Annotated in this window: 17 protein-coding genes; 6 read left to right on the forward strand and 11 right to left on the reverse strand. The window is 67.2% G+C overall.

The features are described from left to right. From AC1DDH_RS04255 to AC1DDH_RS04265, 3 genes are all read left to right on the forward strand, one after another. On the forward strand, nt 1-2,637 hold a 2,637-nt coding region (locus tag AC1DDH_RS04255; protein WP_476954909.1), incomplete at its 5' end, for an RCC1 domain-containing protein. Nucleotides 2,638-2,876: 239 nt separating this feature from the next. Then, nucleotides 2,877-4,394: a CYTH and CHAD domain-containing protein gene (locus AC1DDH_RS04260; RefSeq protein WP_476954910.1), complete on the forward strand. Its 1,518-nt coding sequence runs from the start codon at nt 2,877-2,879 to the stop codon at nt 4,392-4,394. 179 nt (nt 4,395-4,573) lie between these two features. Further along, nucleotides 4,574-5,512: a 5'-3' exonuclease gene (locus AC1DDH_RS04265; protein WP_476947543.1), complete on the forward strand. Its 939-nt coding sequence runs from the start codon at nt 4,574-4,576 to the stop codon at nt 5,510-5,512. Nucleotides 5,513-5,592: 80 nt separating this feature from the next. Here AC1DDH_RS04265 and AC1DDH_RS04270 read toward each other — a convergent pair whose 3' ends face one another. The 10 genes from AC1DDH_RS04270 to AC1DDH_RS04315 form a co-directional block, all read right to left on the reverse strand. Continuing rightward, nucleotides 5,593-5,769: a CsbD family protein gene (locus AC1DDH_RS04270; RefSeq protein ID WP_223914801.1), complete on the reverse strand. Its 177-nt coding sequence runs from the start codon at nt 5,767-5,769 to the stop codon at nt 5,593-5,595. Nucleotides 5,770-6,005: 236 nt separating this feature from the next. Continuing rightward, nucleotides 6,006-6,611, reverse strand: coding sequence for a PadR family transcriptional regulator (locus AC1DDH_RS04275; RefSeq protein ID WP_476859577.1), 606 nt, complete (start codon nt 6,609-6,611; stop codon nt 6,006-6,008). A gap of 151 nt (nt 6,612-6,762) precedes the next feature. Next, complete coding sequence (locus AC1DDH_RS04280) at nt 6,763-7,677, reverse strand: alpha/beta fold hydrolase (protein WP_476954911.1); 915 nt, start codon at nt 7,675-7,677, stop codon at nt 6,763-6,765. A 114-nt stretch (nt 7,678-7,791) separates the two neighbouring features. Then, nucleotides 7,792-8,868, reverse strand: a complete 1,077-nt coding sequence (locus tag AC1DDH_RS04285) for a cation diffusion facilitator family transporter (protein ID WP_476856050.1) — start codon at nt 8,866-8,868, stop codon at nt 7,792-7,794. Further along, entirely contained in the window at nt 8,865-9,242 is a 378-nt protein-coding gene (locus tag AC1DDH_RS04290) for an ArsR/SmtB family transcription factor (RefSeq protein ID WP_476954912.1), read from the reverse strand. Before AC1DDH_RS04290 ends, AC1DDH_RS04285 begins: the two co-directional genes overlap by 4 nt. Before the next feature lie 69 nt (nt 9,243-9,311). Next, on the reverse strand, nt 9,312-9,854 hold the full coding sequence (locus tag AC1DDH_RS04295; protein WP_476955018.1) for a DinB family protein: 543 nt from the start codon (nt 9,852-9,854) through the stop codon (nt 9,312-9,314). A gap of 28 nt (nt 9,855-9,882) precedes the next feature. Next, the gene (locus tag AC1DDH_RS04300) at nt 9,883-10,305 is read right to left on the reverse strand and encodes an arsenate-mycothiol transferase ArsC (RefSeq protein ID WP_476954913.1); all 423 of its coding nucleotides are present in this window, start codon (nt 10,303-10,305) and stop codon (nt 9,883-9,885) included. Then, nucleotides 10,302-11,732 (reverse strand): FAD-dependent oxidoreductase, encoded by a 1,431-nt coding sequence (locus AC1DDH_RS04305; RefSeq protein ID WP_476954914.1) that lies wholly within the window; start codon nt 11,730-11,732, stop codon nt 10,302-10,304. Before AC1DDH_RS04305 ends, AC1DDH_RS04300 begins: the two co-directional genes overlap by 4 nt. A 185-nt stretch (nt 11,733-11,917) precedes the next feature. Next, nucleotides 11,918-12,340 (reverse strand): arsenate reductase ArsC, encoded by a 423-nt coding sequence (locus AC1DDH_RS04310; RefSeq protein WP_476870262.1) that lies wholly within the window; start codon nt 12,338-12,340, stop codon nt 11,918-11,920. A 163-nt stretch (nt 12,341-12,503) separates the two neighbouring features. Next, entirely contained in the window at nt 12,504-13,178 is a 675-nt protein-coding gene (locus AC1DDH_RS04315; protein ID WP_476947539.1) for an arsenate reductase/protein-tyrosine-phosphatase family protein, read from the reverse strand. Between the two features lie 45 nt (nt 13,179-13,223). On the opposite strand from AC1DDH_RS04315, the gene AC1DDH_RS04320 reads away from it, so the two are divergent. The 3 genes from AC1DDH_RS04320 (at nt 13,224) to AC1DDH_RS04330 (ending at nt 14,951) form a co-directional block, all read left to right on the forward strand. Next, nucleotides 13,224-13,964: an aquaporin gene (locus AC1DDH_RS04320; protein WP_476947538.1), complete on the forward strand. Its 741-nt coding sequence runs from the start codon at nt 13,224-13,226 to the stop codon at nt 13,962-13,964. Nucleotides 13,965-14,082: 118 nt separating this feature from the next. Next, entirely contained in the window at nt 14,083-14,433 is a 351-nt protein-coding gene (locus AC1DDH_RS04325; protein WP_459383543.1) for an ArsR/SmtB family transcription factor, read from the forward strand. 32 nt (nt 14,434-14,465) lie between these two features. Further along, nucleotides 14,466-14,951 carry an N-acetyltransferase family protein gene (locus AC1DDH_RS04330; RefSeq protein ID WP_476932389.1) on the forward strand — a complete coding sequence of 162 codons (486 nt, stop codon included), beginning with the start codon at nt 14,466-14,468 and terminating at the stop codon, nt 14,949-14,951. On the opposite strand, the gene AC1DDH_RS04335 is transcribed toward AC1DDH_RS04330, so the two are convergent. Next, on the reverse strand, nt 14,948-15,565 hold the full coding sequence (locus AC1DDH_RS04335; protein WP_476954915.1) for a MerR family transcriptional regulator: 618 nt from the start codon (nt 15,563-15,565) through the stop codon (nt 14,948-14,950). The two genes, AC1DDH_RS04330 and AC1DDH_RS04335, sit on opposite strands and share 4 nt — an antisense overlap. Nucleotides 15,566-15,635 lie beyond the last annotated feature (70 nt).

A 15,635-nucleotide genomic window follows, 5' to 3' on the forward strand; every position in this document is an offset into this window, starting at 1 on the left:
AAGGTTTCCGCCGTGACCTTCAACCTCACCGTCACCGAGCCACGGTTGATCGGGTTTATCACCGCCTACGCCTCCGGGACACAGCGGCCCGGTTCGTCCAACGTGAACTTCCTCGCCGGCCAGACAGTCGCGAACTCCGTCACCGTACCGGTCGGCGCCGACGGCAAGGTCACCTTGTTCAACCGCTCCTACGGCACCACCCATCTCATTGCCGACGTCTCCGGCTACTACCTGCCCGGGGCATCCAGAAACTCGGCTCTCACCTGGGGCGACAACCGCTTCAGCCAGCTCGGCAACGGCACGACGCCCTACCGTTCCACCCCGGCTGCCGTGAGCGGGCTGAGGGGAGTCAAAGCCCTTGCAGGGGCCGGGGGTACGAGTTACGCGCTGCTGTCCGACGGGACCCTGCGTGCGTGGGGCTCGAACGAGTACGGCCAGCTCGGCAACGGCACCACCAGCAGCAGCACAACGCCCGTCCAGGTCAGCGGCCTCACCGGCGTAACGTTCATCGCCGCCGACTGGTCCACGGCCTATGCGCTTCTGAAGGACGGGACCGTTCGATCGTGGGGTTCCAACACGAGTGGCGAGCTCGGCAACGGCTCGGTCTACGCGAGCAGCAGTCCCGTCCAGGTCAAGGGCCTCACCGGCGTTACCGCCCTCACCGCAGGCTCCGGCGCCGCCTACGCGCTGCTAAAGGACGGGACCGTCCGGTCCTGGGGCTACAACTGGGGCGGCCAGCTCGGCAACGGCACCACCGCCAACAGCTACGTGCCCGTCCAGGTCAAAGGGCTCACCGGTGTAAGGTCCATCGCTGTCGGGTCGTCCACGGCCTACGCGCTGCTGAACGACGGAACCGTTCGCGCCTGGGGGTTCGACAACGGGGGCCAGCTCGGCAACGGCGGCGGCGCAGACGACGGCCGCACTCCGGTCCAGGTCCAGGGCCTCACCGGGGTCACGACGCTCACGGCTGACGGTGGAGTCACCTACGCGCTGCTGAAAGACGGGACCGTCCGTGCCTGGGGCTATGGCTCGAGCGGCCAGCTCGGCAACGGCACCACTGGCAACAGCAACGTTCCCGTCCAAGTCAAAGGACTCAACGCGGTCGCTTCCATCACGGCCGGAGGAGGCACTGCCTACGCGCGGCTGTTGGACGGGACGGTCCGTGCCTGGGGCGGCAACTGGTACGGCCAGCTCGGCAACGGCACCACCGGCGACAGCAACGTGCCAGTCGAGGTCCACGGGCTCACCGGCGTTAGCGCCGTCACTGCCGCCATCGGCACCGCATACGCGCTGCTAAACGACGGGACAATCCGCGCCTGGGGCGGTAACCGAGTCGGCCAGCTCGGCAACGGCACCCACGCCGACCGCAACATCCCTGGCCCGGTCAAGACGATCTCCGGCGCCACCTCCATCACCGCCACTGCGTTCTCGGTCTTCACTCTGCTCGCGGACGGGACTGTCCGTGCCTGGGGCGACAACTACGACCGGCAGCTCGGCGTCAGTGGCACAGCGCCGTTTAGCAGCTTGCCTGTGGGCATTTCGGGGTTGTCGGGTGTGGCCATGGCCGCACAGGGCGCCGCTACCAAATATGCACTGCTGGCTGACGGCACAGTCTGGGCGTGGGGCAGCAACTCGTACGGCCAGCTCGGCAGCGGCATGGCCATCTACGACTCGAGCGTTCCGGTCCGGGTCCGGGGCATCACGGGAGCCGTGTCGGTCATGGCGGACGGCGGCACTGCCTATGCGCTGCTGGCGGACGGGACCGTCCTGGCGTGGGGAGAGAACTCCAGGGGCCAGCTCGGCAACGGCACAACGACCGACAGCAGCACGCCCGTCCCGGTCCAGGGCCTGGCCGGCGTCAGCTCCATCACGGCGAGCAACGGCAGCGCCTACGCGCGGCTGTTGGACGGAACCGTCCGCGCGTGGGGCGGCAATCAATTCGGCCAGCTCGGCGACGGCACGACGGAGCGCCGCAGCATCCCCGTCCAGGCCAAGGGTCTCAGCGGGGTGACGTCGTTGAAGGTCAGCCTGTCAGAGTATGTGGTGGTCTATGCGGTGCTGGGCGACGGCACCGTCCGCGCCTGGGGTAACGGCACGACCGGCGAGCTCGGCAACGGCACAACGACCGACAGCACAGTGCCGGTCCAGGTCACCGGCCTCGCCGGCGTGGCCTCCATCGCGACGGGCAAAGGCACCGCCTACGCACTGCTGAAGGACGGAACGGTCCGCGTCTGGGGCAGCGGCGGGTACGGCCAGCTCGGCAACGGCACCAACGACGACGCCGGCACGCCTATTCCGGTCAAGGGCATTATTGGGGCCACCTCCATCGCGGCAGGAGAGTCCGCCGCCTACGCGCTGCTGCGCGACGGCACCGTCCGCGCCTGGGGCAACAATAGGCTCGGCGAGCTCGGTGACGGCACCACCGGCTACACCGGTGCCCCCGTCCAGGTCAAAGGACTTACGGGCGTCACATCCATCACGGTCAACGGACGCGCAATATTCGCTTTGATGAGCGACAAATCGGTCCGGGCCTGGGGTGCCGGCCCCCATGGGCAGCTCGGCAACGGCACCACTGCCGGCACGAGCACCCCCGTCGAGGTCCCCGGTCTCGCTGGTGTCACGAGCCTCTGGCCCTAGGTGAAGCCGCGACGGACGTTGTCAACGGCCGGCCCGCCATAGGCGGTCTGGTGACCGATTCGCGCAGAGCCTAGAATCGGGCTAGGCGCACCGGGCCAAGGCACCGGCCGGACACGCCCGCCGGAGATCATGTCCATGTTCCAGCGGTGCCGATAGGGGAGGCCCGCCATGGCGGTCATCAACAGGCCCATCAGTTCGCTGCCGCGGGAACGCGCGTCCCGCGGGGAGTCCTGACCGCCATGGACACCACGGGAAAACTTGAAACGGAACAAAAGTACGACGCCGGGACCTCTGCGGCGCTGCCGGATCTGCAGGAAATCGAGGGTGTGGACCACGTCGCGGAGCCTGTGACGGATCAGCTTGAGGCTGTGTACTTCGATACTCCGGCCCTGGTCCTCGCGGCACGGCGCATCACCCTGCGGCGCCGCACGGGCGGGGCGGACGAGGGCTGGCACCTCAAGCTTCCCGCCGGGGCGGACCAGCGGGAGGAGATCCATGCGGCGCTGGGGCAGCCGGAGACCGTTCCGGAAGAACTGTCCGACCATCTGCAGGTCCTCATGCGGGGCGACGAACTCGTGCCCGTCGCCCGGCTGAGTACGCGGCGCACCACCTACCGGCTTTACGGGCCGGGCGGTGAGCATTTAGCCGACTTCGCCGACGACCACGTTCATGCCGAGGCCCTGCGGCCGCCGGGGCCGGCCGTCGACTGGCGTGAATGGGAGCTCGAACTCGTCCACGGCACAGCGGGGCTCTTTGAGGCTGCCGCCGCGACTCTGACGGCTACCGGAGCCAGCCACTCCGCTTATCCTTCCAAGATCGCCCGTGCCCTGGGCGATGCCTGGCCGGCCGAGTTCAGTCCCCGGACTCCAAAGCCCCGGAAGAAGGGACCGGCGGTCGACGTCGTGACCGCCTATTTAGACGCGCGGATTGGCGACTTCATCGCCAATGATCCGGGTGTGCGGATGGGCACGCCGGATTCCGTCCACAAGATGCGGTCCGCGACCCGCCGGGCGCGCTCCGCCCTGGCCACCTACCGCAAACTCTTCAAACGCTCAGCGGTGCGGGAACTCCAGGCTGAACTGAAGTGGCTGGGCCAGATCCTGGGTCCGGCCCGCGATGCCGAAGTCATGCTGGAGCGGCTTCGCCAGCACATCCTGGAGCTCCCGGAAGAACAGAGGTCCGGCCTCTTGGCCCAGATGATCGATCAGGAGCTGGTCGCAGCCCACGACGCAGGCTACAGAAACGTCCTGGAGACCCTCCGGACCGGCCGCTACTTCCGCCTCCTGGGCTCCCTGGAGGACTTCCGGGACCACCCGCCTGCCAAGCCACGCGCCTGCCAGCCCGCGCACAAGGTGACGGCCAAGCTGGTCAACAAGGCCGCAAAGCGGGTGGAGCGTGCCCGGAAGGCCGTCAAAGGCTCGGCCGACACGGCCGCGCGCGACACAGCGCTGCACGAGGTCCGAAAAGACGCCAAGCGCCTCCGCCACGCGGGTGAGTCGGTCTTGGAGATCCACGGCAAGCGCGCCGCCAAACTCACCAAAGCGGCCGGACGGCTCCAGACAGTGCTCGGCGACCATCAGGACAGCGTCATGGCGACCGCCCTCCTGCGCAGACTCGCGGCCACCCCGGACCGGCCCGCCGATACCGACCTCGGCTTCGAGGGTTTGCTGGAGATGGAAGAACGCATTGCCCGGAAGACGGAGAACAAAGCCCGCAAGGCGGGGAAGAAGCTTCGCCGCTTGCGGCTGCGACCCTGATCCTGGACGCGTCGAGCGTCGAGTGCTGCATCGCCGTCGATGAAGCTGAGGACCTCGCGGCCGTGTTCGTCCATGCCCAGTGCCTGGGGGACCTCAGCGACGCCAGCATTACTTTGTGCCCTCCGAAGATGGACCGTGACGTTCCACCGCCAGCGGGCGCATCCGTGTCAGGATCAGTCATGACCGACCGCCTGATGCTCCTCGACACCGCGTCGCTGTACTTTCGCGCGTTCTACGGCGTGCCCGACACGATCCGCCGCGCCGACGGCACCCCGGTGAACGCTGTTCGCGGGCTGCTCGACATGATCGCACGGCTCACCACCGACTACGGTGCGACGCATCTCGTCGCGTGCTGGGACGACGATTGGCGCCCGCAGTGGCGGGTAGACCTCATCCCGAGCTACAAGGCGCATCGGGTCGCCGAGGAGGTGGCAGGCGCCCCCGATGTGGAGGTGGTGCCGGACGCGCTCGAGGCGCAGATTCCGATGATCCGCCGCGTGCTCGAGCTCGCCGGCATCGCCGTCGTCGGGGCTGCCGACCACGAGGCCGACGACGTCATCGGCACCTACGCCAGCCACGCCGAGCTTCCGGTCGACGTGGTGACGGGCGACCGCGACCTCTTCCAGATCGTCGACGACGCCCGTCAGGTGCGGGTGGTCTACACCGCGCGCGGCATGAAGAACCTCGAAGTCCTGACCGACGCCGACGTCGTCGGCAAGTACCGTGTGCTGCCCGTGCAGTATGCCGACTACGCGACCCTGCGCGGCGACACCTCCGACGGGCTGCCAGGCGTCGCCGGCATCGGGGAGAAGACCGCCGCGTCGCTGCTCGGTGAGTACGGCACGCTCGACGGGCTGCTCGCGGCTGCCGCGGACGCAGCGAGTGGGCTGTCCACCGCAGTGCGGTCCAAACTCGCCGCGGCGGCGGACTACCTCACGGTCGCGCCCACCGTCGTGAAGATCGTGCGAGACCTGGAACTGCCGACGCTTGAGGAGGCAGGCGCGCAGTTGCACCCTGTCTCCGGCGGTTCGCGGGCCGAGCTTGAGCGTCTCGCCACAGAATGGAACCTCGGCGGTTCGGTCAGCCGGCTCCTTGAGGCATTCGACCTGCGTCGCTAGGGAAGTCCCTGGGGCGTGTGGGCAAATGCCGGGGCGAAGGCGCGATCCGGGCCGCACCTCCGCCCTCCGGCGGCCTGTTTTCAGTGTTTCTTGAAAGCGTCCTTGACCTTTTCGCCGGCCTGCTTCAGGTCTGCTTTGACCTGATGGCTCTTGCCCTCGGCCTTCATCTTGTCGTCGCCGGTGGCTTTGCCGGCCGCCTCTTTGCCTTTGCCGTGGAGTTTCTCGGCGGCATTGTGGATCTTGTCACTCAGGCCCATGATGAACCTCCTTATTTATGTCGCCCCCGCGACGTGAATGCCATGGAGGCCACACTTAATTGTAGGGACGGAACCGTGGAAAGCGGGGGCCATTTGGTGCGGTCCGGGCCATTCCCGGCTCCGGGACAACAATCCAGGTCAGGCGATCACGGTTCCAGAATACAAATGCCGGCAGCCGGAGTATTCGGGCAGGGACCATTGGCAGCGGTGGCAGTGCGCCGGCAGAAGCGGCGGTGTTAGTCGGCAAGAATGCGGTAGAGCGCGCGGCGGGTGTCATCGATTACCGTCATTGCGGCATTGCGTTGTTCCTCGGTTGCCGAAAAGCGGAATTGGTGGATGACTCCCATGAGTTTTCCGACGCTTTGGTGAAACGCCGGCCCGGATCCCTCCGGGTCGGTGTTCCAGGCGTTCCCCAGCTCCTCGGCGTGATCGGCCACGTAGGCCTTGCCCGCATCGGTGAGGGTGAACTCGGTGCGCCGGCCATCACCTACGGGCGCAATGAGCTCTTCATCAACGAGCTGCTGGAGCGTCGGGTAGACGGAGCCCGGGCTCGGACGCCAGGCGCCCGAGGTTTTTTCCGCAATGGTCTTGATCAGCCCGTAGCCGTTGGACGGTGATTCGGCCAAGAGGGACAGAATCGCCGAACGAACATCGCCCCTGCTGGCCCGCCGCGACCCGCCGGGGCCAAAACCTGGTCCGAAGCCCGGTCCGAAGCCCGGTCCAAACCCGCGGCCCGGGCCGAAACCACCGTGTCCGTGGGGTCCGCGGCGGCTCCTGCCGCGCCCGAAGCGTGCCTGGGCGGGTCCGCCCTCCGTGAATTTGTCGTCATGCATGCCTTTCATAGCGGCATCGACCTTCCCAATCAGTTGAAATCAATGATGGTCGCCGATTGTTCGGCGATAATTAACGATATATCGGTGAGTATCGGCGGTCAAGAGTCGATTCACCCGGCGTCCGCTGACTCACGGACGCTGCCAGCCGCTGCCGTACAGGTCACGGATACAGCAGGTCATCGAGCAGCCGTTGCACATGCTCGGGCCGTTCGATGTTCGCGAAGTGGCCGCAATGCGGGAGTGTCACCGTCTGGACGCGTGGGATTATCTCGGCCAGTCGGAGCAGGTCAGAGGGTGGTGTGAACACATCGCTGTCCCCGCGGATCGCCAGCACCGGACACAGAATGCCCCGCCACTGGCCAAAATCGTAGTGCGCCGCGGCCCGGGCTGCCGCGGAGAAACATGCCGGCCGGGCGTCCTCGCCAAGCCCTCTAAGCACCCCCGCGGAGATGGATGCGGGTTCTGCGAAAAACGGGGACAACAGCGGCCGCATCACGGCGGTAGACCCGATTGCACGGACCAGCGCGGGCCCTGCCGGGCCGAGGGCTGCCGCGGCGCGCATGGCCAGCAGCATGCCCAGAAACATCGGGAACCGGAACAGGCTGCGCAGTGGCTTGCCGGCCGCTTCGGACACGCCGAACGTGGTCGCCGAAATCGCGGTCACGCTGGCGGTCCGCCCGGGCCACGCCGCGGCGATGTGCAATGCCAGGAAGCCTCCCATGGAGTGGCCCACCAGGTTCCACCGCCGGTAGCCGAGCGAGGTCAAAGTACCGGTGACGGCGCGTGCCATCGCTTCGATGCTCAAATTCGCCATCCGGGCGTCCTGCGTGGACTCGCCCCAGCCCGGCAGGTCTATCAGCACCCGGTCATGTGCCACTGCCGGGTGAAGAAGCTCCCGGAAGGACGTCCAGGAGCCCGCGGCGCCGTGGAGGTAGACATCCGCCGTCCCGGATACGGCGTGCGGGCCCCCGGCGCCTTCCTGGACATGCACCGTGCAGGGGCCCAGCTCCGTGGCAAGGGTGCGCCGCCGCAGCGTGGCAACCCCCGTACTTGCGGTTTCCTGCTGAACACCCATGGTCACCTTCTGTTCGTGGTCTTTGAAGGTGATTCGGAGCGGCGGGGGTGCAGGACCGGACGCGAGGCTCGAGGCGGTGGAGGCCGGTGCGGATCAGGGCCTCCGAGGCCGCCGTTATCCGTGGCTCGGGGGAGGCGGTGGTCCGGCCGTCGCGGCCTGGCCGAACGTGGGGACCGTTGTCACGGATCCCACGTTCGGGAGTGCGTGGCGGGTGGCGTGCTCGATTTCGTCGTGGATTGTGGCAAGTTCGCCCAGGTCGGTGATCGTGGTCAGGGGGATGGAGACCTCGACGTGAAGCCGGTGGCCGGACCAGCGCAGCCGGGATGTTGCGCCCGCGGGGGCGTGGGCAGTGACAACCGCCGCCAGGCGTTCCGTAAGGTTCGGGTCCACGCCGTCCATGAGCCTGCGCCCGATGTCGCGAATGGTTCCCCAGAGGAGCACGGCGATGGCTGCGGAGATGAGCAGGCCCACGATCGGATCTGCAAGCGGAAATCCGAGCCATATGCCGATGACTCCGGCGACGACGGCCAGCGAGGTGAAGCCGTCGGTGCGGGCATGAATGCCATCGGCGACGAGCGCGGCGGACCCGATCCGCCGTCCCACGCGGATCCTGTAGATCGCGACCAGTTCGTTGCCGGCAAAGCCCACGAGGCCGGCGGCGAGCACCCAGCCCAGGTTCTGGACGGGTTGGGGTTCGAAGAAGCGCCGGATGGATTCGACGGCGGCCACCACGGCGGAGAGCGCGATCATCGCCACAATGAACAGCCCTGCGAGGTCCTCGGCGCGGCCGAAACCGTAGGTGTACGTCCGGGTCGCGCGGCGGCGTCCGAGCAGAAAGGCGATCCACAGCGGAACGGCGGTCAGGGCATCGGAAAAATTGTGGACCGTGTCCGCCAGCAACGCCACGGAGCCACTGATGAGGACGATGACCAGCTGGAACAGCGACGTGGCCCCCAGTCCGAGCAGGGAGACCTTGACGGCGCGAATGCCCTGGGAACTTGTCTCCAGGACGGAGTCGATCGAGTCGGCCGAGTCATGGGAGTGGGGCACGAAGAGCTCCTGCAGCCACCCCTTGAAACCGGTCGCGTGGACATGTCCGTGCGGGCCGTGGTCGTGGTGATGGCCGTCGTCGTGGGCATGTCCGTGCGCGTGCGGGTGGACATCGTGGCCGGGGTGCGGGGGCCGGTTCATGCGCCGGCCTCCCTTGTGGGGCTGTGCGGGGCTGTGCTGTGATGCGGGGCCGTGCCGAGGGTGTGTTCGGCCTGGTGGATGGCGTCGGCCACGAGCTGCCAGGAGTGCCCGTCCTGCAGGCGGTAGTAGACCTTGGTGCCTTCCTGGCGGGTGGCGACCATGCGCGCCAGCCGCATCTTGGCCAGATGCTGGGAGACCGCAGCCGCCGATTTCCCGGCCTTTTCGGCCAGCACGTTGACAGGCAGTTCACCGTGGCGCAGAGCCAGGATGAGCCTGACCCGGGTGGCGTCGGCCAGCATGGCAAACACCTCCACGGCCAGCTCGACGTACTGGCTGTCCGCGGTGAGCGCGCAAGCCTTATTATCTGCATTCATACGCAGATACTTACATATAACCCCGCTCCACTCAAGACGATCGAATCAACGGGATACCGTTAGTGGCCATCAGGACGATTCCGGCGCGTCCGGATGCCGAAGGCTCAACTGCTTGGCGTGGAAGTCGAAATGAAGCGTGGGGTAGGCGTAAACATCGTTGAGCGTCATCAGCGGCGTGAAGAAGGGGTCCCACCTGTCGGGGAACGGCATCGACCTGGCGAGGGACTGCGGGTTCTCATGTTCGAGCCGGCGGGAGAGCGCGGCGATGGTTTTATCCAGTTTCCGGCTCATCCTGCGCCTGTTGTAGACGAGGGCGGCGGCCCGGGAGCCCCAGTAGTTCACCACATCAAAAGGACCGGTGCCCGCGTTGAGGACAGCAGCGAATGCCCGGCCCGCCGGGCGGGGGAGCCGGCTGACGACGTGGACCAGCGGAAGCAGGGCACGGACCACCATGTAGCCGAAGACCATGTGGAAGAGCAGTTCCTCGTTGGTCCAGCGGGTGCCCGTACTTTTGCGGCCGAGGTCCTTGGGCGCCGGGTCCTGCAGCAGGGCGTCGAGGTGGCGGCGGGCGCGGCTGTACCCGGCCAGGATCTCTTCCTTCGTCGGGTCCACGATGTGCACTCCGGTGTCGCGGGCCCGGTCAGTTTCCAGCCAGCTCCGCATGCAGTTTCCGGACCCGGGCCATGATGTCGTCCCGGACCAGGCGCATGCGCTCCATGCCTTCGATGCCGCGTTCGGAGGGCTCGTCCGTATCCCAGAACTCGAGCCGCTGGCCCTCGCGGGGCTCGACCTTAGCCTGGTTGCCCAAGACGATGACGACGTCGGCCGCGTCCAGGACCTCGTCGGTGACGGGCTTGGGGTATTCGCCGGTGATGCCGATGCCGAGTTCATTCAGAGACTCCACGGCCTGGGGGTTCAGCGACTGACCGGGCTTGGTCCCGGCGGAGTGCACCGCGACGCTCCCATCGGCCAGATGGTTCATCAAACCTGCGGCGAGCTGGGACTTTCCGCCGTTCTTGCTGCAAACGAACAGGACGGTGGGCGTTTTCGTGGTCTCGGTCATGCGTTTGATTCTTCCTTCTCTGAGCTGGGTTCGTGGAGCAGTGATGCGGCCGGTCGGTCTTCGCCGGAGCGTCCGTGGGACAGTCCGGTGGGGAAGCCGACGAGCACCGGCTCGGGAGCGGCGCAGCACGAGGACTCTGATGCGGTGGCGGCGGCCGCCGGAACGTCGCAGCTGGTGCCGGCGTCGGAGGAGCAGACGCCGGTTTCGGGGAGTTCGAGCTGGACGGTGTCCGCGGCCTCGCGGTCGCCGGCCAGGGCTGCGGCGACGGAGCGGACCTGTTCGTAGCCGGTGGCGAGCAGGAATGTTGGCGCACGGCCGTAGGACTTCATGCCGACGATGTAGAAGTCCTTGTCCGGGTGGGCCAGGAGCCTGGCGCCGTGCGGTGCAACAGTGCCGCAGGTGTGGAACTCCGGATCGATGAGCGGGCCGAGCTCCACGGGTGCTTCGACGGCCGGGTCGAGGTTCAGGCGGAGTTCGCGCAGGATGTCCAGGTCCGGGCGGAAGCCGGTGCAGGGGACGATGACGTCGGCCTCGAGGGTGCGTCCGTCAACGGATTCCACGGTCACGCCGGAATCCAGGGTTTTGAGGGAAGGAATGCCGAAGCCGCTGTGCAGTTCGATGGTCCCGGCCTCGACGAGGCGGCGCAGGCGGGCACCGAGCTGGCCGCGGGCGGGCAGCCCGTCGGCGTCGCCGCCGCCGTAGACTTTCTCGGCGGACGCGCCGCGGACCGCCCAGACGATCCGGGTGCCCGGTTCGTCCTTGGCCAGGTCCGCGAGGCTGATCAGGGTGTTGGCGGCGGAGTGGCCGGCGCCGACGACCAGGACACGGCGTCCGGCGAAAGCGCCACGGTCACGGCCCGTCACGTCAGGGAGCGGCGAGGAGATCCGGTCCGCGGCGGAGTCCTCGCCGATGGCGGGAAGCCCGGAGGTCCCCAGCGGGTTGCGGGTGGACCAGGTACCGGAGGCGTCAATGACCCCGGCCACGGTGTGGTCGCGGGTTTCCCCGTCCTGGTGCTGGACGCGGACGACGAATGGTGTGATCTCGCGGTTACGGGTGTGGGTCTTGTCCATGCCTGTGCGGGTGACGGCGATGACTCTGGCGCCGGTCTGCAGCCGGGAGCTGATGGCCGGGAGCGCGGCCAGCGGAGCCAGGTACCGATCGATGAGTTCCCCGCCGTAGGGCAGCGCGGTGGGCCGGGGCGCCTCCCAGCCGGCGGCTTCGAGCAGGCGAACGGCGGCGGCATCGATGTTGAACCGCCACGGTGAGAACAGCCGGATGTGGCGCCACTGCTCGATCGCGGCGCCGGCGGAGGGGCCGGCTTCGAAGATCAGCGGTTCGAGTCCGCGTTCGATCAGGTGGGCCGCGGCGGCCAGGCCCACGGGGCCGGCGCCGATCACGGCAACGGGAAGGTTCTTCGTCAAATCCATGGGTGTCCTCTTTCATCCGTTGTGGTGTTGCGGTTGGCCCTGCCGGCCGGGGTTGGGCCGGCAGGCGCCGGTGTTGGGTTAGCAGCAGTCCTGATCCTCGTCGTCGCAGCATCCGTCGCTGCAGCATCCGGTGTTCATTCAGCTCACCCCCTCTCCGTCCTCTGTCAGACGTGTGGTGCTGGCCCTTACTTGGCGGCAGGGGTCAGGGACTCGATCAGGTCCTCGATGCGGCCCTTGATCTCGTCGCGGATCGGGCGTACGGCTTCCACGCCCTGGCCTGCCGGATCCTCCAGGACCCAGTCCTCGTAGCGCTTGCCGGGGAAGTAGGGGCATTCGTCGCCGCAGCCCATGGTGATCACGACGTCGGATTCCTTCACGGCCTCCGTGGTGAGGATCTTCGGGATTTCGGCGGACATGTCGATGCCGAGCTCCGCCATGGCCGCCACGGCTGCCGGGTTGACCTTGTCCGCGGGCTGGGATCCGGCGGAGCGGACCTCGATCCGGCCCTCGCCGAGGGTGGTGAGGAAGGCGGCGGCCATCTGGGAGCGGCCGGCGTTGTGGACGCAGACGAAGAGGACGGAGGGCTTCTTGGCGGTTTCTGTGCTCACGGGGTTTCTCCTGGAATCAATGAGGTGAGTGGGCGATACAGTCTGGAGTCTTGCGCCCGGTTTGAAACTCTCAACCGAACATTGATGATGATCGATATAGAGAGTATCGGGCTATAGATTGATGAATGTCAATATTTGTTCCCGGCGGATTTCTGCGACGGACCTAGGCGGCGGTTACGCGGGGTGCAAGGTCATTGATGCGGCGGGTGATGTCGTTGAACGCCATGTCGAAAGCTTCTTTGGTGCCCGGGCGCAGCGGGTCCGGCACCGACCAGTGGATTCCAGCCAATCCGGGCAGTTCCTCGTGGGCCTTGTCGCAGACGGTCACGATGAAGTCGCCCTCGTCTGCCACCTGGATCAGGGTGCGCGGGGGAAGGTCCGCAAGGTCCAGGCCATGACGGCGGGCGACGTCGATAGCGCCTTGGGCGATGCGGTCTGCGGGATGCGTTCCCGCCGACGTCGAGGGAATTTCACTGACCTGCTGCCAGAGAGCGGCGGCCAGTTGGGACCTGGCGCTGTTTCGTGTGCAGACAAACAGGACGCGGCGCGCCCCGTGTTCGGCCCCCGGCACCAGGCCCTCCAGAGCGCCGGCAGCAAGCCGGATATAGCTGCGGCGCCGGTCGGCTTCGGAGCGGTGGCGGGTTGCCAGTCCGGCATCTTCCAGCGTGCGCAGATGGTGGGACAGCAGATTCGACGGCATCCCCAGCTCGGCCTGCAGCTCCGTCGGGGAGAAGTCCCCGAGGGTCAGCAGATCAACGATGCGCAGCCGCGCAGGATCGCCGAGGGCTGCGTGCCTGGCTGCCCGCGCCCGAAAGTCCTCTGCTGCCTCAATATTCATTGATTCAATTTTGACTGAATTAGTTCCTTGGATCAAGCTGTTGCCATGACTTCAAACCAGCCGCCGCTGTGGCGCCGCGCCATCGCCGAACTGCTCGGTACCAGCCTGCTCGTGGCCATCGTCGTCGGCTCCGGGATCGCCGCGCAGCAGCTCTCACCCAGTGACGTTGGCCTGCAGCTGCTGCAGAACAGCACCGCCACAGTGCTGGGCCTGACGGTGCTGATCCTGGTGCTCGGGCCTGTGAGCGGCGCGCATTTCAACCCCGTGGTCTCCCTCGCCGACTGGATCCTGGGCCGACGCGCCGGTACTGGCCTGACCCTGCCGGAGCTGGGCACCTATGTGGTTGCCCAGACCGTGGGTGCGGTCAGCGGCAGTATGGTCGCGAACGCCATGTTTGAGGTGGGCACCTCCATCTCGTCCAAGGAGCGGGCAACACCGGGGCATCTCCTGGGTGAAGTTGTCGCCACTGCGGGACTGGTCCTGCTGATCTTCGCCTTGGCTGCCACCTCCCGCGGCGCCCTTGCCGCGCCGGCGGTGGGCGCCTACATCGGAGCCGCGTACTGGTTCACGTCCTCGACCTCGTTCGCGAATCCGGCAGTGACGGTGGGCCGCATCTTCAGCGACACCTTCGCCGGCATCGCACCGGCCTCAGTTCCAGGCTACGTTCTGGCGCAGCTGATCGGCGCAGCAATAGGAATTGGCCTTCTCCTCATCCTGTTCCCGGCCGCGGCCCGCATCGCGGACGGCGTCGTCCTGGCGCACAGTGCCGAAACCGCCCGCTCCTAGCCTTGGCCGGCAGCCGAACAATGCCGCCCCCACCCAAAGCGGATCTGCGCCGGGTCGACCGACCCGAGCTCCCGCGCCCATACATTGATGATTGTCAATATCAGGGCATAATGGGTACATGAAGTTGTTGCCTGTACTCGAGCCGGCCACGGATGAATCCTGCTGCACCCCGGCAGGGCCCCCTGCCCTGGGTGCCGAGGAAGCCCAGCAGAGGGCCCTGGTTTTCAAGGCGCTGGCCGACCCGAACCGGCTCCGGCTGCTCTCCATCGTCAAAGCTGGCGAGTCAGGGGAGGCATGCGTCTGCGACCTCACCGAGCCGCTGGACCTGGGCCAGCCCACGGTCTCCCACCACCTGAAGGTCCTGGTCGAGGCCGGGCTGCTGCACCGTGAAAAGCGCGGCACCTGGGCCTACTACTCCCTGGTGCCCGGCGCGCTCGAGCAGACGGCCGGGCTCCTGGCGACGCTGTGACCGCGCAACAGTCCGCGGTGACGATCCGCTCCATGCACGAGGACGATTGGGCGGCCGTCCGGGGAATCTACCGCGAAGGAATCGCCACGGGCCACGCCACCTTTGAGGCGGAAGTGCCGGACTGGGAACGCTTCACCAGTTCCCGGCTTCCCGCGCACCGCCTCGTCGCCGAGGCTCCCGAGGGCGGGATCCTTGGCTGGGCGGCTGTCGCCGCGGTGTCAGCGCGGCCCGTTTATGCCGGCGTGGTCGAACACTCCGTCTACGTCGCCGCGGAAGCCCGCGGCAAGGGAGTCGGGGCCGCGCTGCTTCAGGCCTTGGCCGCATCGACCGAACGATGCGGGATCTGGACGATCCAGGCCAGTGTCTTCCCCGAAAACGAAGCAAGCCTGAAGCTCCACCTCGCGAACGGATTTGCCGTCGTCGGCCGGCGGAACCGCATTGCCCGCATGAGCTACGGCCCCAGCGAAGGGCAATGGCGGGACACGGTGCTGATCGAGCGGCGCTCCCCGGTCGTCTAGGACCCCGCCCCGCCAAACCGCTGGAAGGATGCGCTTTGCTGGGCAAGCCGGCGCATGGCCAGGAGTACCGGTTCCATCAGCAGTGTCCCAAGAACCACGTGCCTTATTGCGGCCTCGGCCGAATCGGTGGGGACACTTTCGACGTCGGCCGCCGCGATGTCCCGCATTGCCGCGGCGTAGCGGTCCAGGAGCGCGGCCGGCGCATCGAACCCGGCATCTGAGAGCCCGCGCAGGGCCTCCACCAGGGCGGCCTGCGAATCGCGGTCGCATGTCTCTGCGCCCCATCCCCAGCGGTCCAGGAGCCGCTGTGCCGAGGAAAGGTCGACGTCGTCCGGTGCGGACCGGGTGACCGCGTGGTGCGCAATTCCGAGCAGATCGTGGCCTGACTCCGGCGGGCTCTCCAGGCCAAGCAGCACCTGGCGGGTGGCGCTGATGCTGAGCCCGGCGGTCCCAATGAGTGCCCGGATGAGCTTCAGCCGCCGAACATGCGAGTCGTCGTAGCGGGCCTGCGTCGCGGACGTCAGCACGCCCTCGTGAAGCAATTTCTCCCGAAGGTAGTACTTGATGGTGGCCACCGGAATCTCAGTAGCGGCGGCCAGCTGTGAGATGCGCAAAGATTCTCCTTGACTTGGATAGTCGCACTCGCCAATATTGGGGAGTAGGGGTATCCAGTTAGGAGAAAAG

The sequence above is a fragment of the Arthrobacter sp. 10T425 genome (assembly GCF_056393985.1).